Raw genomic sequence first — 16775 nt, forward strand, 5'->3', positions numbered from 1 at the left:
GTACCTTCCCCTTTCTTCTCAAATCACTATGTATTCTCCAGTGCTCGAATCGATTTAATATGTGGAATGATAAGAGAGAGGATCACAATGAGGAACCCGGAGACAATAAACAATAATCCTGTACCTCGTCCCTCCCCGATCCCAATAATATTCCCAAAAGCAGGAACAAGGGGGCCACCTTCACGTAATAATGGATTAAATACAAAGTCCGCCAGAATTCCAGCAAGTGCATACGACGCTACATAACCAAGCTGGGAAAGTATTCCGATAATGCCCCATGCTCTTCCCTGTGCTTCACTAGAGATTTTTCTGCGGATCATCACATCGGCACTTGTATTAATAAAAGGAAGCGCAGCAAAGAATATAAATCCGAACACGGATAAAAAGAAAATATTCGTTGTTATCCCTAACAGGGAAAAGAAGATGCCAGCAAAACTAAGACCTATGCTTAGCACAGTGATGTAGTTTCTTTTTATATTGAATATACCTATAATCAGGCTGCCGATCAGCATACCGGATGCGCTTATAGACATAATGGTGCCAAGGGTTCTGGAATTCATATAAGACAGGAGCATCGGAGTAAATAATGTCTGAAGAAGGCCCATGTAAAAAGTAACAATGGAAAGAATCATCGTAATCTGCAGAACACCTTGCGAAGCTATAAAGATATCCCAGCCATCCTTCAGATCTTTGACGAACGTTACTTTCATTCTCGTTTTTTGTATCGCACGCAGATTTCTTTTTACAAAGAACACAGCAAAGAGGGTAATAAAAAAGGTAGCAATGTCGATGATGAGTATTTTGCTAACATCCATAATTGTGAAGAGTATTCCGGCAATAATTGGGGAGAGAAGATATTTAGAGGCGCCGGCGAGTTGTACAAGTCCACTAGCTTTAGCAAACTGTTCTTCCGTTAGCAGGTCCGTTATCGTAGCTTTGTAAGCGGGTTCTAGCAAGGAGACAAACATGGAGCTAAACATCACTCCAATACATATTTGCCACAGCGCCGGTTCACCCAGCAACATCGCGATAAGTATAAATAGTAGGCCAAACGCAGAAAATAAATCGCCAATAATCATCATTAGACGTCGATCAAATCGATCTGCAAGTACTCCGCCAACAGGTCCAAGGATAATGATGGGGAGAAAAGCACATAACGTGACCATTGCCACACTACTAGCCGTCCCTGTCATCTGGTATACATATACACCGAGCACAAATGCTGTCATACCGCTGCCAATACTGGATATCCATTCTCCGGCCCACAGTACCATAAAATATCCAAAAGATTTATTGACCTGTGTCTGCGTCTCCAGATAGCCCCCCACCTTTCCGCGTTAAAAATTTAATCAAACATTTGGGACACATAAGAAAAACTTCCTCTTTCTGCCCCGAGTATCGACTCCATAATATAGATAAAAGCCTGGATCTTTTGTACCATTTCTTCAGGTGTCCATTTGAATATTCCTTCATCAAACAAAAACTGAGATGAACAAAGCAGAAACTCTATTGATTCACGAGGATAAGGGGTGCGAAAGAGTTTTTGCTTGATTCCCTGCTCAATTACTTCGGTCAAAATAGGTGTTAATTGCAATATGGTTTCCGTTAAACTTTTCTGATGGATCTGTGCATTATCAGGTTCATGAAACTCTTCAATCATCTGCTTTTTACTAGGGGTATTTGGCTTTTGCGCCATAATGATCTGGAGCAACTTTTCGTGGACAGTAAGCTCCTCATTCGTCGCAATTTTCTTGGCAGCTATAATTCCCGTCTCAATAAACCGCATCACAACCGCATCCATCACTTCTTCCTTCGATTTAAAGTAATAATAAAATGTACCTTTGGCGATACCAATAGCCTGCAACATATCATTCACTGTAGTTTTGCTGTATCCTTTGGTGAAAAACAGTTGTTCAGCCGTATCCAAGATTTCATTTCTACGGTCTTCCGGATCCTTTGTGACTCTCATCCATTCTGCCTCCTGTTCAAATAACTGACTGACGGTCGGTCTACTAATGATTATACAAACTAACCATATTATGTCAAGTTTTAATTTCTAGATTAACGCAAAAAAAACCGCGGAGTATTTCCGCGGGTCGATTTAAATCTATGTTTTTGATTGATTTTACTTTTTCATCATTTTACTAAGGTACAAATTCAGGAGATAATTATATTTATCTGCATGTTTTTGTTCGTCCGTGATAATTTCATAAACCATATCTCGATAATACTGATTAGGCATTCCCGCTCTGATATTCCGATAGCGTTCGACTGCGGAGAGCTCTCCGAATAGCGCTTTTTTAACTCCTTCTATATAAGAGTTTGGTTTCTTGAACTCAACATCAGTTGGAGTAGTGATGGTTTGTCCTGTAAGGTCTTGATAGATTCTGCGGAACATTTGATTATGCTTACGCTCGTCATTGCGAATACTCTCAATGATTTCTTTTTCTTCCTGGGACGGTGCTTCTGAAATTAAGTAATCGTAAAACAGCTCATCCTCACGTTCGCCGCTAACCGCTTTTTTAATTAAAGCCAGCGCTTCTTCTAGTGACTTATAAGTAGTCATTTCCTGACGCATCTGCCCGTACGGATCATAAGAAGTTGGAGTAACTGAACAATATCTTACTGGATAATACGTATTGTAATACATGGGTTCCCCTCCGGTATCGTTTAGTTTTCACTCCAATATATTCGGAAGTGGGCGCTTCGGTACCATGTCCTGCGTATATCCAAGTTTAGATTGGATTATTCAATAGAATATCCCTGATTTCTTTCGTTTCAAATCCGAAATCACCAAATGAAATTACAACTCCTCCAAGCGTGGCGTAGTAAAATACCTCTTCCGTTTCGATAACGGTACTTAAACTTAGAATCATCTCTCTTTTTATTCCGCCTTCATCTACGAAACCTCCACTAATACTGCCCCAGACGAGATGATCGCCTGATTGCAATACTTCTTTATCAAGTTGTGAGCTTGATACCGTAAAAGGGTACTCTTTATCAAATATCGTTAAAGAACCTTCCCCTTCTGCTTTATAAAATTCTCCATTTGGCGAGAGTGTTGCATCTAGCTTTAATGTATCTTTTTCGCTCATTTTATTATAAAAATCAGGACTGCCAAACATCTTTTCCGCCATTTCCTCATTAATTGCTGTCTTGAAATCTTCAGGCACAGCATCAATATATCTACTTAGATAATGAATGGTAACTTCCCCATCTTCATTGAACTTCTGTTCACTTGGCATCCCTGTTATGAATATGTACACAGCAAATATAACTGCAATTAATAACAGCAGTCCGCCAATTTCACCTATCATTTTCTTTTTCTTCTTCATGCTGCTCCTCCTGTTGTTGTCTGAAAAAGTTGCCTTACCTAATTTTTTGGTAATATAAATTTCTTCTGCATTTTCGCTATCATACTACCATAGAAAACATGAGATAACAAAAATGAAGTATATCTTCGTTGCATAGCAGAAAAAACACCTCTCCACTGAACAAAGAGGTGTAGTAAATTTATCCGAATATACTCCTATTTAAACCCTTGCTGGTACCTGTTCTCCCTGCCATAATAGCTGCATTTCTTCATTTTCTTCAAGCAGCTTAGTTAGACTGCCTTCTGCTTCAATCCGCCCATCCTTCATTACTATAATATGGTCCGCTTTGGTAAGTGCCGCTTTACGGTGAGATACGGCAATACAGGTTACATTCTTTTCTTTATCTAATCCATCCCATACTAGCTGTTCAGTCTCTACATCCAGCGCGCTCGACAGATCATCAAATATGAACAAATCCGCTCCCGTCATGATCATACGTGCCGTTGCTGCCCGCTGAATTTGCCCGCCAGATAACATTACCCCTCGCGGTCCCACAAAAGTCTCGAGCCCCTCTTCTAAATGGGCAATATCTTTCTCCATGACAGCAAGACGAATTGCTTTATTCAAGGAGTCTTCTACATTCGATCTCTTTCCTTGGACAATATTCTCTTTTAGAGTATCACTGAATAGGCGCGGAACCTGCGGTGTATATGCAGCTCTCGGAGGCATTAAGAAAGAAGAAGGATCAACTTCCTCCCCATTCCAGCGAACCGTGCCCCCTTGCTTCGGAAGAAGTCCAAGCAGCGTGCGAACAAGCGTATATCTTCCCTTTTCTCTTAGCTGCGTACCTTAGGAAAATAACCGATATTTACTGCATGTTTAATTAGTTGATGAATAAAAGATTCGTCCGGTTCAGCACATACTACATTTGTATCTTTCAGATATTCTAATGTTTGCGGGCAAGCATAACGAAATGCTGAATTTTTCGCTCCATCGCCTTCCAGCTGCGCCATAGCCAGTTCAAGTCCCACTTGATCTTTCGGTTCTGCTGGATTCAGCAGCCAAGATTCAAACTCAGGGAGTCCTAACAATTTAATCTCATAACCATAGTTGGTAAAGTATTCAACAATTTGTTCATACGAAACTGCAACCGGATTACAAATGTGGAACACTTTACCGACCGTTTCCTTCTGAAGAGCTAGAGCAATAATGGCTTCACTCGCATAATTAATCGGCGTCAGATCGACTTCCCATCTTACTTTAGGTGTTTTTTCTAATAAAAGCATTGCTTTTAGCATCCGGTAAAATGCGTTCTCATCTATATTTTTCTGGAAGACCCCTGTAGTAGAATTGCAAGAAAGATTCCCCACACGATAGATGCTGGCGGATATGCCCTCTTCCTCACCATACTTCACAACGATTTTTTCAGCTTCGAGCTTACTGTTCGTGTATACATTCTCGATATAGGAAGTTTCATAACCTGATCCCTGAACAACACCATCCCATTGACCGTTAAAAGCCAAATCTTCCGGTATACCCAGTGTAGAAATAAAATGGAAACGGGTATCAGGTTTTTTCTTCGCTAGTTTCAGGAGTCGTCTCGTACTATCAATGTTCACACTTGCAAAATGTTCAGAATCCCCGAAATGTTTTACATCAGCACCGCAGTGTACAATCGAATCAACCAGCTTATCTACGAGCATCCGGTCTGCTTCACTAAAACCGAGGTCTTCTTGTGAGAGATCTCCTTCAATAATGACTACACGGTTATTCATCACTTCTGTAATCGAACTTCCGAAGTATCCCTCCATTACATCCGTTAATCGCTCCAGAGGAGACTGCTCACGGGAAGGCCGTACCAGACAATAAATAACGGCTTCCGAATTATGTAACAATTCATAGAGCAGATGGGATCCTAAGTAACCTGTCGCACCAGTAAGTAAGATATTATTTTGTTTCGATAAGTTCTCTTCCCTGGCTTGGTCTGAACCAAAGGTAAGCGGATATTCTACCAAATCTTGAATCGGAAGGTTAGCCATATCTGCTGCATCTTGAAGCATCTCTTCTCTACCCATCTCTTCTATTCTCTCTGATAATTTAGCGATCGTAGGGTACACGAAGAAGTCATTAATTTTTAGCTGCGGAAAATGAGGTTTTAAAATCACTAGAATTTCTAGAATTTTTAGTGAATACCCTCCAATTTCAAAAAAGTCTTCATGGATGCCGATTCTAGTTAGTCCCAGCGATTTTTGCCAAGCTTCGCTTACTTGTATCTGCAGTTCATTCTCAGGAGCTTCATATTTAGTCTCGTCATGATCTGTATTTATTTCGTACAGAGCTAGTTTTTTACGATCCAGTTTGCCTGTAGGTGATAAAGGCATTTGTTCTACATGGCTAAAGTATTTAGGGATCATGTAATTTGGAACCTTTTTACTTAAAAATTGTACAAGATCACTTTGGGCAATTGCCTGTCCATGATTTGATGTATAAAATCCTACCAAAATCTTTGTACCATCTTGGTCTTGTCTTGCTAAAACGGCTATATCTTTAACGAATTCATGCTTAGCCAAGTTATCTTCAATCTCTCCAATTTCAACCCTAAAACCTCTGATTTTCACCTGAAAATCTTTTCTTCCTCTATACTCGACTTCACCATTTGGCAAAAGTCTAACCAGATCTCCCGTCCGGTAGAGTGTTTTTCCGGAACCTTCTGTAATCGGATCAGCTATGAACACTTCCTTTGTTTTTTCCGGTAAATGCAAGTATCCTTTCGCAAGACCCATCGAACTAATCAAGAGTTCACCCGTCACACAGGTAGGACAAAGCTTATTATTCGCATCCACCACATATAGTTCATAGTTCGCAAGCGGCTTACCTATACTTACAGTTGAGATATGTTCTGGAAGTTCATAGTCAATCACATGCGCTGTTGCAACAGAAGTAATCTCTGTCGGTCCATATAGATTAATAACAGGTACGGATAGTTTTTTCTGAAGCATTCTTACCATTTCACCAGGCAGAGCTTCCCCTGCAACCGCAATACTTTTAATATTACGATAACTATGTATTTCATTTTCTGGTAAATGGGCCGCAAGCTGATTGAAAAAGACCGTCGGCAAAATTGCAAATCTTGTAGCTCCTGTTTGTTTTACTGCCTCTGTAAAAGCATCTATAGAAAAACGTTCTTCATCTGCTAACAAATGAAGTCTGGAACCACTGACAAGTGAACTAAATAAATCATACACAGAAGCGTCAAAGCTGAAAGTAGAATACTGTAAGATGATATCTTGCTCCGTCAACTGGAGATGGTCCTTAGTGCCGAACGCCAAATTCACTACACCCTTATGAGAAATGAGTGCTCCTTTTGGTTTACCTGTTGAACCGGATGTATAGATAACATAAGCTAGATCATCTCCGTTTAAGTCAATAGCAGGAGTAACATTCGTATCTACCTCGTATGACTCCATATTCACTTGCGGATAAATAATCAATGGTTTCACTTCGAAATCTGATAATAGTGAATTTAATTTTGTCGTGAAATTCGGCTGAGCTAGTATCATCCTTGACTTCGTATCTTCAATAATATAAGCATTTCTTTCATCCGGATGGGAAGGGTCAAGCGGAACATAAGCTCCCCCGGCTTTGATAATACCAAACAGACTCACAATAGTAGTAAGACTGCGCTCCATAAAAATAGATATGAACTCACCCTTCTCCAGTCCATTGGAGAGCAGCATCTGAGCTACACAATTAGATAGATGATCCAGCTCCTGATAAGTGATCTGTTGGTCACCATAAGAAATGGCGGTCCGCTTAGAATACTTCTCTACTGTTGCAGCAAACATAGCTGTAATTGTTAGTTCAGCAGGCAGATCTTTCTTATTACTATTGAGCTTCTCGTAGGCAGCTAAGTCTGCAGGTGTTACTATAGAAATTTGATCAATTGGCATATTCATATGTTCAATGAGCTCGTTACAGAGATATATATAATGATCGCTGAACTTGCGAATCGTGGATTCCTCATACAGCTCTTGAGCATAGGTAATATGAAGTTTCCAGCTATCCAGCACTCCCTGCCCTACAAACCAATGTAAATCACTGTTCGGATGGTGAAGCTGATCTCCATAAAGCGTATGGAAAGCTATAGTTTGACCCAGAAACTCCCCAATTTCTGCAAGTGTAAGTTCCGTTTCTTCGATTGCTTGCAGCTTCATAGCTACTTGATCATATACGGTTTGAAAGTTTTCTGATCCACTTAGCATGATGCGCAGTGGGAGAATACCGCCTTTTTGATCGCTCACCCCAATCAGTAAATCTTTATCACCACTCATCTTGTATAAGAATACGACGTAACTTGAGAGCATCCAAGTGTTCATATCATACAAAGAATGTAGGTGTTCAATTCCTGGCAGCTTGCCATCCAGTGAAATGTTCATTTCCAACATGGTTCTGTCCGACATCATTGCTGGATAGTCTGTATACATATATAATCCTGACAAAGGCAGCTGTAACTCATTCATCCAATACTCTTTGCCATGTCTAGTTAGTAGTGTTGTATTCAAAATAAATCAGCTCCTATTTTACCTGTAATTGTTCAACTAAGCTTTCTAATCTGCCTGATACCTGATTCAGTTGTTCAGCAGACTCAAAGATCTGAACAAAGGTAGCTTGTTGTTCCTGAGTACTCATTTGTATGTCCGTAGATACGGAGGAATTTTTCTCAGCTAGTACAGCAAGCTGCTTAATAGAAGCTGTAATCTGTTCCGTTTCTGCAACCATTTGCTGTGTAGCTGCGGATACTTCTTGGATTTGACTCGTTACGGAATCCGTTGAAAGTAATATTCCTTCAAATAGCGAACCCGTTTCTCTTACGACACGAATGCCTGTCTCGACTTTCTCTTCCCCTTCACCGATCGCTTTAACTGCTAATTCCGTTTCGTCTTGAATGAATCTTATTAACTCAGCAATCTGATCGGCAGACTTTCTTGATTCCTCGGATAATTTTTTCACTTCACCTGCTACAACCGCAAAACCGCGTCCTTCTTCGCCAGCACGAGCTGCTTCAATACTTGCATTTAGAGATAGTAGGTTTGTTTGTGCCGCAATCTCAGTAATTACCTGTACGATTTGTCCAATTTCTTGAGATCGACTCTGTAATTTTTCGATAATATCAACGGAATCTTTGACAGAGTAATTAATCGAATTCATTTGCTCAATGACTTGCTCGATATTGTGATTACCTAATTCGGACTGTTCCTTCATATGTAAAGAAATCTCGGATAATTCTGTCGTATTGCTTGCAATCGTAGTAACACCTGTCGTTATTTCTTCTAGCGAGACCACACTTTCAGTGATCGAAATACTCTGCATATCTGCACTATCAGACATGTCTTTCATATTCTTCGTAATTTCTGATGCGTTTTTGTTATTTGATTCAACTGTTGAAAATAGGAGGTTTGATTGCTCAGCAGATTGCTCTGATACTTTTTTAATCGTACTCACTAATTCGTTCATATAATTAACTGTTATATTAAACTTCGCATTTACTTGTCCAAATTCATCATCACTTGTTTTTAATTGAACTGTAAAATCACCATTACTTAGTTTATCTAAAGCATCCTTTAAATCACTGATCGGTTGAAACGTACGTTTCAGGGTATAGTACTGCAGACCAAGAACAATAATTAATGTAATTAGCAACGCTATAAGCGTAGAAGATATTAATTCGCTCTTACCTGAAGCAATTAAACTTGCATCTACGTCTATCCCCATGTAGGCAAATATTTCTCCGTTATTATTTACAAAAGGATACAGGACTGTGATCCATGTACCAAAATCATCATTATAGGCTTTCGTATAGGAGATTTCTTTTGTATTCAACATCTCTTTTACGGCATCTACGTGCAGCTTGGGTTGTTCATATAAATCACCAAGTGCCATATTACTTTCTTTAAACAGATCTAGGAGGGTTTGAGGCAGAGCTATTACAGATGTTTTGTTCCCATTCTCAAGCTCGGGACCAAATATGTAACCTTGTGCAATATTAGGATACGTAATGGTTAACTCTTCAAAGGTTTTCATTAATTTCTGCTGTAAAGGAGAATTCGGATCTTTTGTGTCTTTTGCTTCTTTGGCATCTTCTATTGACACCTGTTTAGCTAGAGTTTCCATTATTTTTCCGGAATCAGTTTGAAGCTGATGCGTCAGCACATTTCCTTGAATATAGTAACTGTACCAAATCACTACCGCACCCGTTAGAATAATATAAAGACTTGTAAATATCATATTTCGTGTGACAATACTTTGATTTTTAAAGATGGCATTCAGCTTCTGAATAAAGTTGCTTATTTTATTCATGTTTGTATTTCTCCTCTCAATATGTCCTTGTAGTTATTCATAGGAAAACATCTCATTTCCCCATCTTTCACTGATCCTATGTGACCTTCTCTTTATGTCATCCATCCCTTCCCTACTGAAATGTAGTACAGCGTTATTAATCCTAAGAAATTAATGTTAATAAAACCTGAAAACAGTTATTTTACGTATATACCGATGTAGACATCCCCTTCCACCATAGGTCCTATTAACTAATCGGCTATTCTTCAAGGATTTTTTATACCTTTTTCTATTTATTCTTTCCGATAATTTTCTATTTGTTTAAATAAAGAAGAAATACTGAAATTTACATTTCCTGATTATGACAATTGTTACATTATTAATGTATGTCTTTCTAATCTGTGCCTTTCCTTTTCCTTAATCAGCAATAACAGTAGAATTCCTTTTATTGGAATAAAGTCTCTGCTATAATGAGCTTGATATCCGTGAAGAACCCACGGCATACCGATATTAATGAAGGAGTGATTGTATGAATTTTTCACCTGTCTTTATTCGAAGGAAAACGTTATTAGCTGCTTTTCTAGCTTTATTCCTCTTCTTAGGTGTACTCTTACCATCCGCACATGCCGATTCATCCCTTTCATCACCTGCTAGCGCACCGAAAAATCTTTCTCCCGAAACAGCTCAGGTATTTCTAGATGAATTCTTTAACTCACAGCAGGCTTTACCTCATTATGTAGGCGCTTCCGTCATTATTGTTAAGGACGGCAAAGTAATTGCAGAAAAAGGGTATGGTTACTCTGACCTCGAAGAAAAATCTCCCGTTGATCCTAAAAAAACAGCCTTCCGCATCGCCTCTGTATCTAAAACTTTCACGGCAGTGGCGATTATGCAGTTAGTCGAACAAGGGAAAATTGGTCTTACGAACGATTTGAAAACTTACATCCCTGGCCTTGAATTTGATAACCCTTATGATAAACCCGTCACCATAGAAAACTTGCTTACCCATACGACTGGTTTTGAAATACGCGATCCTAAGGTAGAAGATATTCATGCTGATTTTGATAAATACATATCCATGGAGGACTATGTTCAAGAGCACATGCCTCCTGTTGTTCGTGAACCTGGTAGTTCTTATATGTACGATAACTTCGCATCACTACTACTAGGACTCGTTGTCCAAAATGTCAGCGGAGAACCCTTTGAATCCTATATGCAAAAACATGTATTTGAGCCTCTTGGCATGCAAAACAGTGGTTTTATGCTGAACGATCAATTCAAAAAACAACTTTCTATCGCTTATGATGCTGCTCGTAATCCCATTGACCTATACGCCCTTTCCCCTGCTCCTATGCCGCAAGGAGGCATGAATTCTACTGCAGAGGATATTGGTAAATTTATGATTGCTTTCCTGAATGGAGGGACTGACGGCAAGAACCGCATACTTAATGAAACTACAGTAAAGAGTATGGAAACGTACCGTTCCGAAGTTCATCCCCTGTTACCAGATACCACCTACGGGTTTGAATCACCTTTCCAAATACCGGGAGCAGGAAGCAGTTCCAAAATCATTACAAAAGCAGGAGATCTGATCGGATTCAGCTCCTATCTCTTCCTTATTCCAGAGCAAAATACGGGTGTATTCCTTACGTACAACCAGACGGGTGCTTTACGTAATCTTTTCTATCCTGCATTTATCTCTGCTTTCTTTCCAAAGTATGCAGAACCAGCGAAGTTCAATTCTTACGAACCGCAAACAGCTGAAGAATTACAGCGTTATGCAGGGCTTTATTCCGATCTTCGTCTGAAAACGATTGTAAGCAAACTAAAAGACGAGAACGACCAAGCTGGTAAAATGGAAATATCTGATGCTTATCTTGGTTCTCGCACGTTGATTCAAGTAGATGATAATCTATTCATGGATGAACTAACTGGGCAATTCACCGGTTTCAAAGAAAATGCAGATGGAAGTATATATATGAAAGAGCCTTATTTAAACCCGTTCGGCTATGAGAAGAAAGGAGCAAAAGCAGCCGGATTTAAAGACGTTCGCCCAGGCAGCGCATATGGGATGTTCATTTATGGACTGCAATCACTTGGACATTATTCGAATGATGGGAGCACTAATTTCCATCCTAAAAATGCACTGACTCGCGCAGAGTTTATCCAGGAAATCCTTGAACTCAGCGGTATCCCACAAAGTAAAACCAAGCCTAATACTGACAGCGACTGGGCTGCCCATTCTGCTGCCGGTTACATCCAGGCAGGCTATGAGATCGGGATGATTGAAGGTGCAGAGGAGAAGCGGTTCAAACCAGATCAGGTTATCACCCGCCAAGAGGCAGCAGTTTTGTTATGGAGAATTTATAAACAGCAATACCCAGAGCAATTATTCAGTAATGTAAAACTCTCTGGAAAAACAGATACCTGGGCTGTCCCTGCTGTTCAAATGATGATCGCACTAGGTCTATATGGACCAGAAGTTAAATTGCAAGGAAATGGTTCTGCTAATTACCAATCGGAAAAACCGCTTATTCGTCAAGAAGCAGCAGCCCTTATGTACCGATTGCTGACTCAGCCAACCGACCAAATCGTTGCTGAACTTGCCAAAGAGCAAGAAACGGTGACAGCAAATCAACCTGACGCCACGAACCAATAAAAGTACAAGGCAGGCATCTACCAGGACGTTTATTCGTCTATCGGAAATGCCTGTTCTTTTTATTCTATATTTAGACTGAGAGCATCTCCGACTGTTTCTAGAATATTTCCGTAGAAGCGAATTCGTTCTACTCTAGTCGTTGGTCTTTCTGCCTCCACAATTTCATAGCTTCCCCCTAGTACAGCCAATACATTGCCTTCCTCTATGAGTTTTTCTCTTTTTTTATTGCTGCTAGGCAGTTCAAGACCTAACAACGCGACTGCATTACCAATAGATCTAAAGGCACCTGCAATACGTATACTGCTCGGCATACCTTTTGCTTCAGCTACTAATGCGAATCCAATAGCCCTTAGAAATGTGCCTCGCTTTTCAAGTTTTTCTCTGACTACCTTCCTGATCTTCACTGTCCTCGTTGCCGCCAAAGCAGATAATATTGCTCCAATCGCAGCAGAACACGTACCAATTACGTATAATTTGGAGGCTTCCCCTTCCTTAGAGACGGAGGCGATCAGTGTGGTTCCCAAGGCCGCAATCCATAGACCTATACTTTCTATGCCTTGAGCCATTGTATTCTCCTCCCTTCCTCTAAAAGTAGATATTTTATTGTATGTATAAATAAGAGATTGGTCTTTACTTTATAGAAAACGGGTTTCTTGTTCTGCGCTGCTTTGGCTAGAGAAGGAATAGGATTTCGAGATGGACCACTCGATATTCTCATCACAAACAGAAAGAAGCGACTGATCATGTTCAGCCGCTTCTTTCCAATCATTTTTATACGTAGTCTGTTTCTTCGTTTAAATGAATACCATAGCGATCAACATAGCAATAATCCCCGACAAGATAACATAAAACAAGTTTGGTATTAACGCTAATCTGATGATCTGCCCTTCTTTACCGAGTACCCCAACGACAGCGGATACAGCGACTACGTTACTAACGCAGATCATATTTCCCGCAGCAGCTCCGATCGCCTGTAGTGCAATGATGAGATCAGGAGCAAACCCATTCACGGAAGCTACATCAAATTGCAGAGAACTAAACATCATATTACTGAATGTTGCACTGCCTGATACAAAAGCGCCTAGTGTTCCTATGAATGGGGCAGCTATTGGCCACGCTCCTCCGAATGCATTAGATGCAAGCTCTGCTAGTTCTGTCGGCATACTTTGTAATGCGGCTCCCTCTATTCCAGAGTTCAGGAAGATCCGTACCATGGCCGTAGAAAATACCAGCGCAATCGCAGTCCCTACCATGGAGCCTGCCGCTTCAGAGAAAGCTAGCTTCATCTTCTTCCTTGGAATTTCATGAAGAATCACAGTTATCGCGACAACTAGCAAGAAGATAAATCCGGGTGAATATAAAATCTGCCAGTTCTGATTAATCCCTGTACCGAGGATATCACTCCATGAGATGCTTATCCCCTGCAACCACCGCTGTAATGGTTTAATCACACGAGTTAAAACAAGTAATACAGCAATCAGAATATAGGGAACCCATGCTTTAGCGAGTGTTAACGTATGTCCCGATGCTTCCTGTTCCTCTTCTGCTCTGATCTCTTTCTTGACATACTCAGAAGGACCAAATTTACACCATGGTTCTCCTTTAGGCAGTAGAAATCCTTTTTGGGCAGCAAGAACAACAACAATGAGACTGACTAATGCTCCAAGCAGAGAAGGGAATTCATAACCTACAAAAGTAGCAACAAGTGCTGCTGGTATGGTATAGGTCAGCCCTGCAAAGATCGCAAATGGAGCCATTTGAAATCCTTCCTTAAAGGACTTGTTTTTACCAAATACCCTTGTAATCATAAGAACTAAAATGAGAGGAATAAAGGTACCGATGAAGATATCAATCTGAGTTAGCCGCATCGCAATGGCCTGCAAGAAGCCGCTGATATCCATACCTTGCTCTGTCAAATAATTCATAAATACAGGTGATGTTTCATCAAGACCCTGTCTGATTCCCACATTAAAAGTGGTTCCTACGGCTCCAAAAGCTACGGGCGTACTGTCTGCGATTAGTGCCACAACTACAGCAGCTATGGGAGGGAACCCAAGTGCTAATAGCAATGGGGCAGCTATCGCTGCTGGTGTACCAAAACCGGCTGCTCCTTCTATAAACCCTCCAAAACACCAGGCAACGATAATGACCTGTACGCGCATATCTTCGGAGATATTCATAAAACCTTCCCTGATCACAGCAAGTGCTCCCCCATGAGTCAACGTATTCAGAAGCAAAATCGCGCCGAATATAATAAATAACACGGTAAGAGTAACAAATACACCTTCTAGTGCCGAAGCTGTAAGATTGATCAGCGGCATATTCCATACAAAATAAGCCAGAACAGCGGTTACTGCAAAGCTAAGCGGCATAGCGACGGTTGCGGGCATCCGCAAGATCACAAGAAAAATCAAAACCGAAAGTATCGGCATCGCTGCCGTAATCAATTCAAGGAAATTCAAGGTTATTTACTCCTTTACTCAAACTTAAAGTGTAGTAATAAATATTCCCTAAATTTCACTTTCTAAGTCTTGATTTCCGAATAGATGAGTATCTCCAGCAAAAAAAGCCGCTACTTAAGCGACTTTCTCTATCTGCTCTATTCCTTCCACCATTGATCAAAAGGGGTAGCTGGAAGTTCTCTTTTATGCTTCGTTATGTGATAACGCTGCTCGATTTTAGCAGCTGATGCCGGGTCGATCTGTTTTCCTGTAAGAAAATCATCCAGTGTGTCATACTTTATACCAAGTTCCGTCTCATCCGCTTGCAGAGGTTTATTATCTAATAAGTCAGCTGTCGGTGTTTTTAAATAAAGCCGCTCAGGAGCACCCAATTCTTTGAGCAGTTCTCTCCCTTGTCCCTTTGTAAGTCCTGTAAGCGGAACGATATCCGCGCCACCATCACCAAATTTAGTGAAAAATCCAGTAATCGCTTCTGCTGCATGATCTGTACCGATAACAAGGCTTTGTCTTTCCCCTCCTACGGCGTATTGAGCAATCATTCTCATTCTTGCTTTGACATTCCCTTTGTGGAAATCCCCTAATTCTTCACCTGTGGAGGAGCTATATGCACTTACTAAGGCATTCACAGGTTCTTCGATATTAAACACGAGGGTATCATCAGGCTGAATAAATTTTAGTGCTTCCTGAGCGTCCGCTTCATCCTTTTGTGTACCGTAAGGAAGCCGTATTGCAGTAAACTTAGCTTCGTATCCTTCTTGACGCAGAGACTCAGCAGCGAGCTGTGCAAGTCGCCCGGCCAGCGTAGAGTCCTGTCCTCCGCTAATTCCGAGTACATACCCTTTCGCTCCTGCCTTCTTACAATAATCTTTAAGAAAATCAACTCTCTCCCTAATTTCATCCTTTGGAACAATGACCGGTTTTACGTGCAAAGACTCGTTAATTTCTTGTTGCTTATCCATTTTTAAATCCTCCTAATTCCGATTTAATTTCATAATACCTTTCCATGAGTATAAAATGAATTCATTCATATAAGTGGTTGGTTTTTATATAGTCGTAACACGCATCGGGAACTAAATAGCGGGGTTCACCCCCCATTTTAAGTTCATCCCGAATGTAACTTGAACTGATCTCCATTGCCAGTCCCTTGTCAATTAAGTGAAAAGTATAGCCATCATCTGAATTTCTCAGTATGGGTGATTTACTAATTGCAGACAGCATGTTAATTCCGTCTCGGGCCATAACAATAAATTTATTTTCTTGGATTAGTTCTTCTGCTCGTTTCCATTTTCCTTCTCCAATATCTACAAGCAGATCCGCCCCCATAATAAAATAAATCTCATCATCAGGAAATTTTTCTCTATAATGCTTAAGTGTGAGGTATGTCGAGATTTCCCAGCCGGGCTGCTCCATCTCATACCGGTCTGCTTCAAATTTCGGATTGTTCTGAATCGCCATGTTGACCATGTTCATCCGATGTTCATCGCTGCTATTCATCTTTTTGTCAGGACGATTGCTTGAACAAGGAAGGAAAATCACTTTGTCGAGCTTTGCACGGTGAGCTACGGTGCTGGCTGTCCAGAGATGCACATTTGTAATGGGATCAAAAGATGATCCATATATGCCAACTCTCCCCATATCTATCTTTCCTCCTTTACCTTTTCATAAACGCTTCTACCTTTCTTCTTATTTCCTCGATCCGCTTCATTTTGTTATCCCAACACGCTCTGCTTAAATTCACAGGATATTCTGCCGGGTTCAGTGTCCGTTTATATTCGTCCCACAATAAATGGAGATTACGCTGAGCAAAATCACGAATTTCTTGAAGGGTTGGAAGATCATATATCAATTCTCCATTTTCGAAAATCGTCTGATGAAGCTCTCTAGCTTCAAATTCGGTAACAAACTTTCCAATAAAAGTGTGAACAGGGTGGAACATATGAAGTACTTCTTCCTTGCCCGGTTCTTCCTCTTCAAGTGCAATATAATCTCCTTCTGACTTTCCAT

11 protein-coding genes and 2 pseudogenes are annotated in these 16775 nt (G+C 40.5%); 1 reads left to right on the forward strand and 12 read right to left on the reverse strand.

The features are described from left to right. Positions 1–26 precede the first annotated feature (26 nt). From GQY27_RS01090 to GQY27_RS01120, 7 genes and pseudogenes are all read right to left on the reverse strand, one after another. Positions 27–1328 carry an MFS transporter gene (locus tag GQY27_RS01090; protein WP_236570426.1) on the reverse strand — a complete coding sequence of 434 codons (1302 nt, stop codon included), beginning with the start codon at positions 1326–1328 and terminating at the stop codon, positions 27–29. 17 nt (positions 1329–1345) lie between these two features. Further along, positions 1346–1969 carry a TetR/AcrR family transcriptional regulator gene (locus tag GQY27_RS01095; protein WP_160031670.1) on the reverse strand — a complete coding sequence of 208 codons (624 nt, stop codon included), beginning with the start codon at positions 1967–1969 and terminating at the stop codon, positions 1346–1348. Positions 1970–2125: 156 nt separating this feature from the next. After that, positions 2126–2650, reverse strand: coding sequence for a ferritin-like domain-containing protein (locus GQY27_RS01100; RefSeq protein WP_328802926.1), 525 nt, complete (start codon positions 2648–2650; stop codon positions 2126–2128). A gap of 85 nt (positions 2651–2735) precedes the next feature. Continuing rightward, positions 2736–3335, reverse strand: a complete 600-nt coding sequence (locus GQY27_RS01105; RefSeq protein ID WP_160031671.1) for a hypothetical protein — start codon at positions 3333–3335, stop codon at positions 2736–2738. 198 nt (positions 3336–3533) lie between these two features. Beyond that, positions 3534–4142, reverse strand: a pseudogene (locus GQY27_RS01110) (ATP-binding cassette domain-containing protein); the annotation flags it as partial. An 8-nt stretch (positions 4143–4150) separates the two neighbouring features. Beyond that, positions 4151–7876 carry a non-ribosomal peptide synthetase family protein gene (locus GQY27_RS01115; protein ID WP_160031672.1) on the reverse strand — a complete coding sequence of 1242 codons (3726 nt, stop codon included), beginning with the start codon at positions 7874–7876 and terminating at the stop codon, positions 4151–4153. Positions 7877–7889: 13 nt separating this feature from the next. After that, positions 7890–9671, reverse strand: coding sequence for a methyl-accepting chemotaxis protein (locus GQY27_RS01120; protein ID WP_160031673.1), 1782 nt, complete (start codon positions 9669–9671; stop codon positions 7890–7892). A 508-nt stretch (positions 9672–10179) separates the two neighbouring features. Here GQY27_RS01120 and GQY27_RS01125 point away from each other — a divergent pair. After that, positions 10180–12309: a serine hydrolase domain-containing protein gene (locus tag GQY27_RS01125; protein WP_160031674.1), complete on the forward strand. Its 2130-nt coding sequence runs from the start codon at positions 10180–10182 to the stop codon at positions 12307–12309. A 59-nt stretch (positions 12310–12368) separates the two neighbouring features. On the opposite strand, the gene GQY27_RS01130 is transcribed toward GQY27_RS01125, so the two are convergent. The 5 genes and pseudogenes from GQY27_RS01130 to GQY27_RS21595 form a co-directional block, all read right to left on the reverse strand. Then, complete coding sequence (locus GQY27_RS01130; protein WP_160031675.1) at positions 12369–12875, reverse strand: DUF6944 family repetitive protein; 507 nt, start codon at positions 12873–12875, stop codon at positions 12369–12371. A gap of 228 nt (positions 12876–13103) precedes the next feature. Beyond that, a complete protein-coding gene (locus GQY27_RS01135) occupies positions 13104–14771 on the reverse strand; it encodes an L-lactate permease (protein WP_160031676.1) in 1668 nt (555 codons plus the stop codon). Between the two features lie 137 nt (positions 14772–14908). Beyond that, the gene (gene nadE, locus GQY27_RS01140; protein WP_160031677.1) at positions 14909–15730 is read right to left on the reverse strand and encodes an NAD(+) synthase; all 822 of its coding nucleotides are present in this window, start codon (positions 15728–15730) and stop codon (positions 14909–14911) included. A gap of 61 nt (positions 15731–15791) precedes the next feature. Beyond that, complete coding sequence (gene nadD, locus GQY27_RS01145; RefSeq protein WP_160031678.1) at positions 15792–16406, reverse strand: nicotinate (nicotinamide) nucleotide adenylyltransferase; 615 nt, start codon at positions 16404–16406, stop codon at positions 15792–15794. A gap of 16 nt (positions 16407–16422) precedes the next feature. Further along, positions 16423–16775, reverse strand: a pseudogene (locus tag GQY27_RS21595) (nicotinate phosphoribosyltransferase); the annotation flags it as partial.

The sequence above is a fragment of the Paenibacillus sp. An7 genome, assembly GCF_009870785.1.
Classification (GTDB): domain Bacteria; phylum Bacillota; class Bacilli; order Paenibacillales; family Paenibacillaceae; genus Paenibacillus.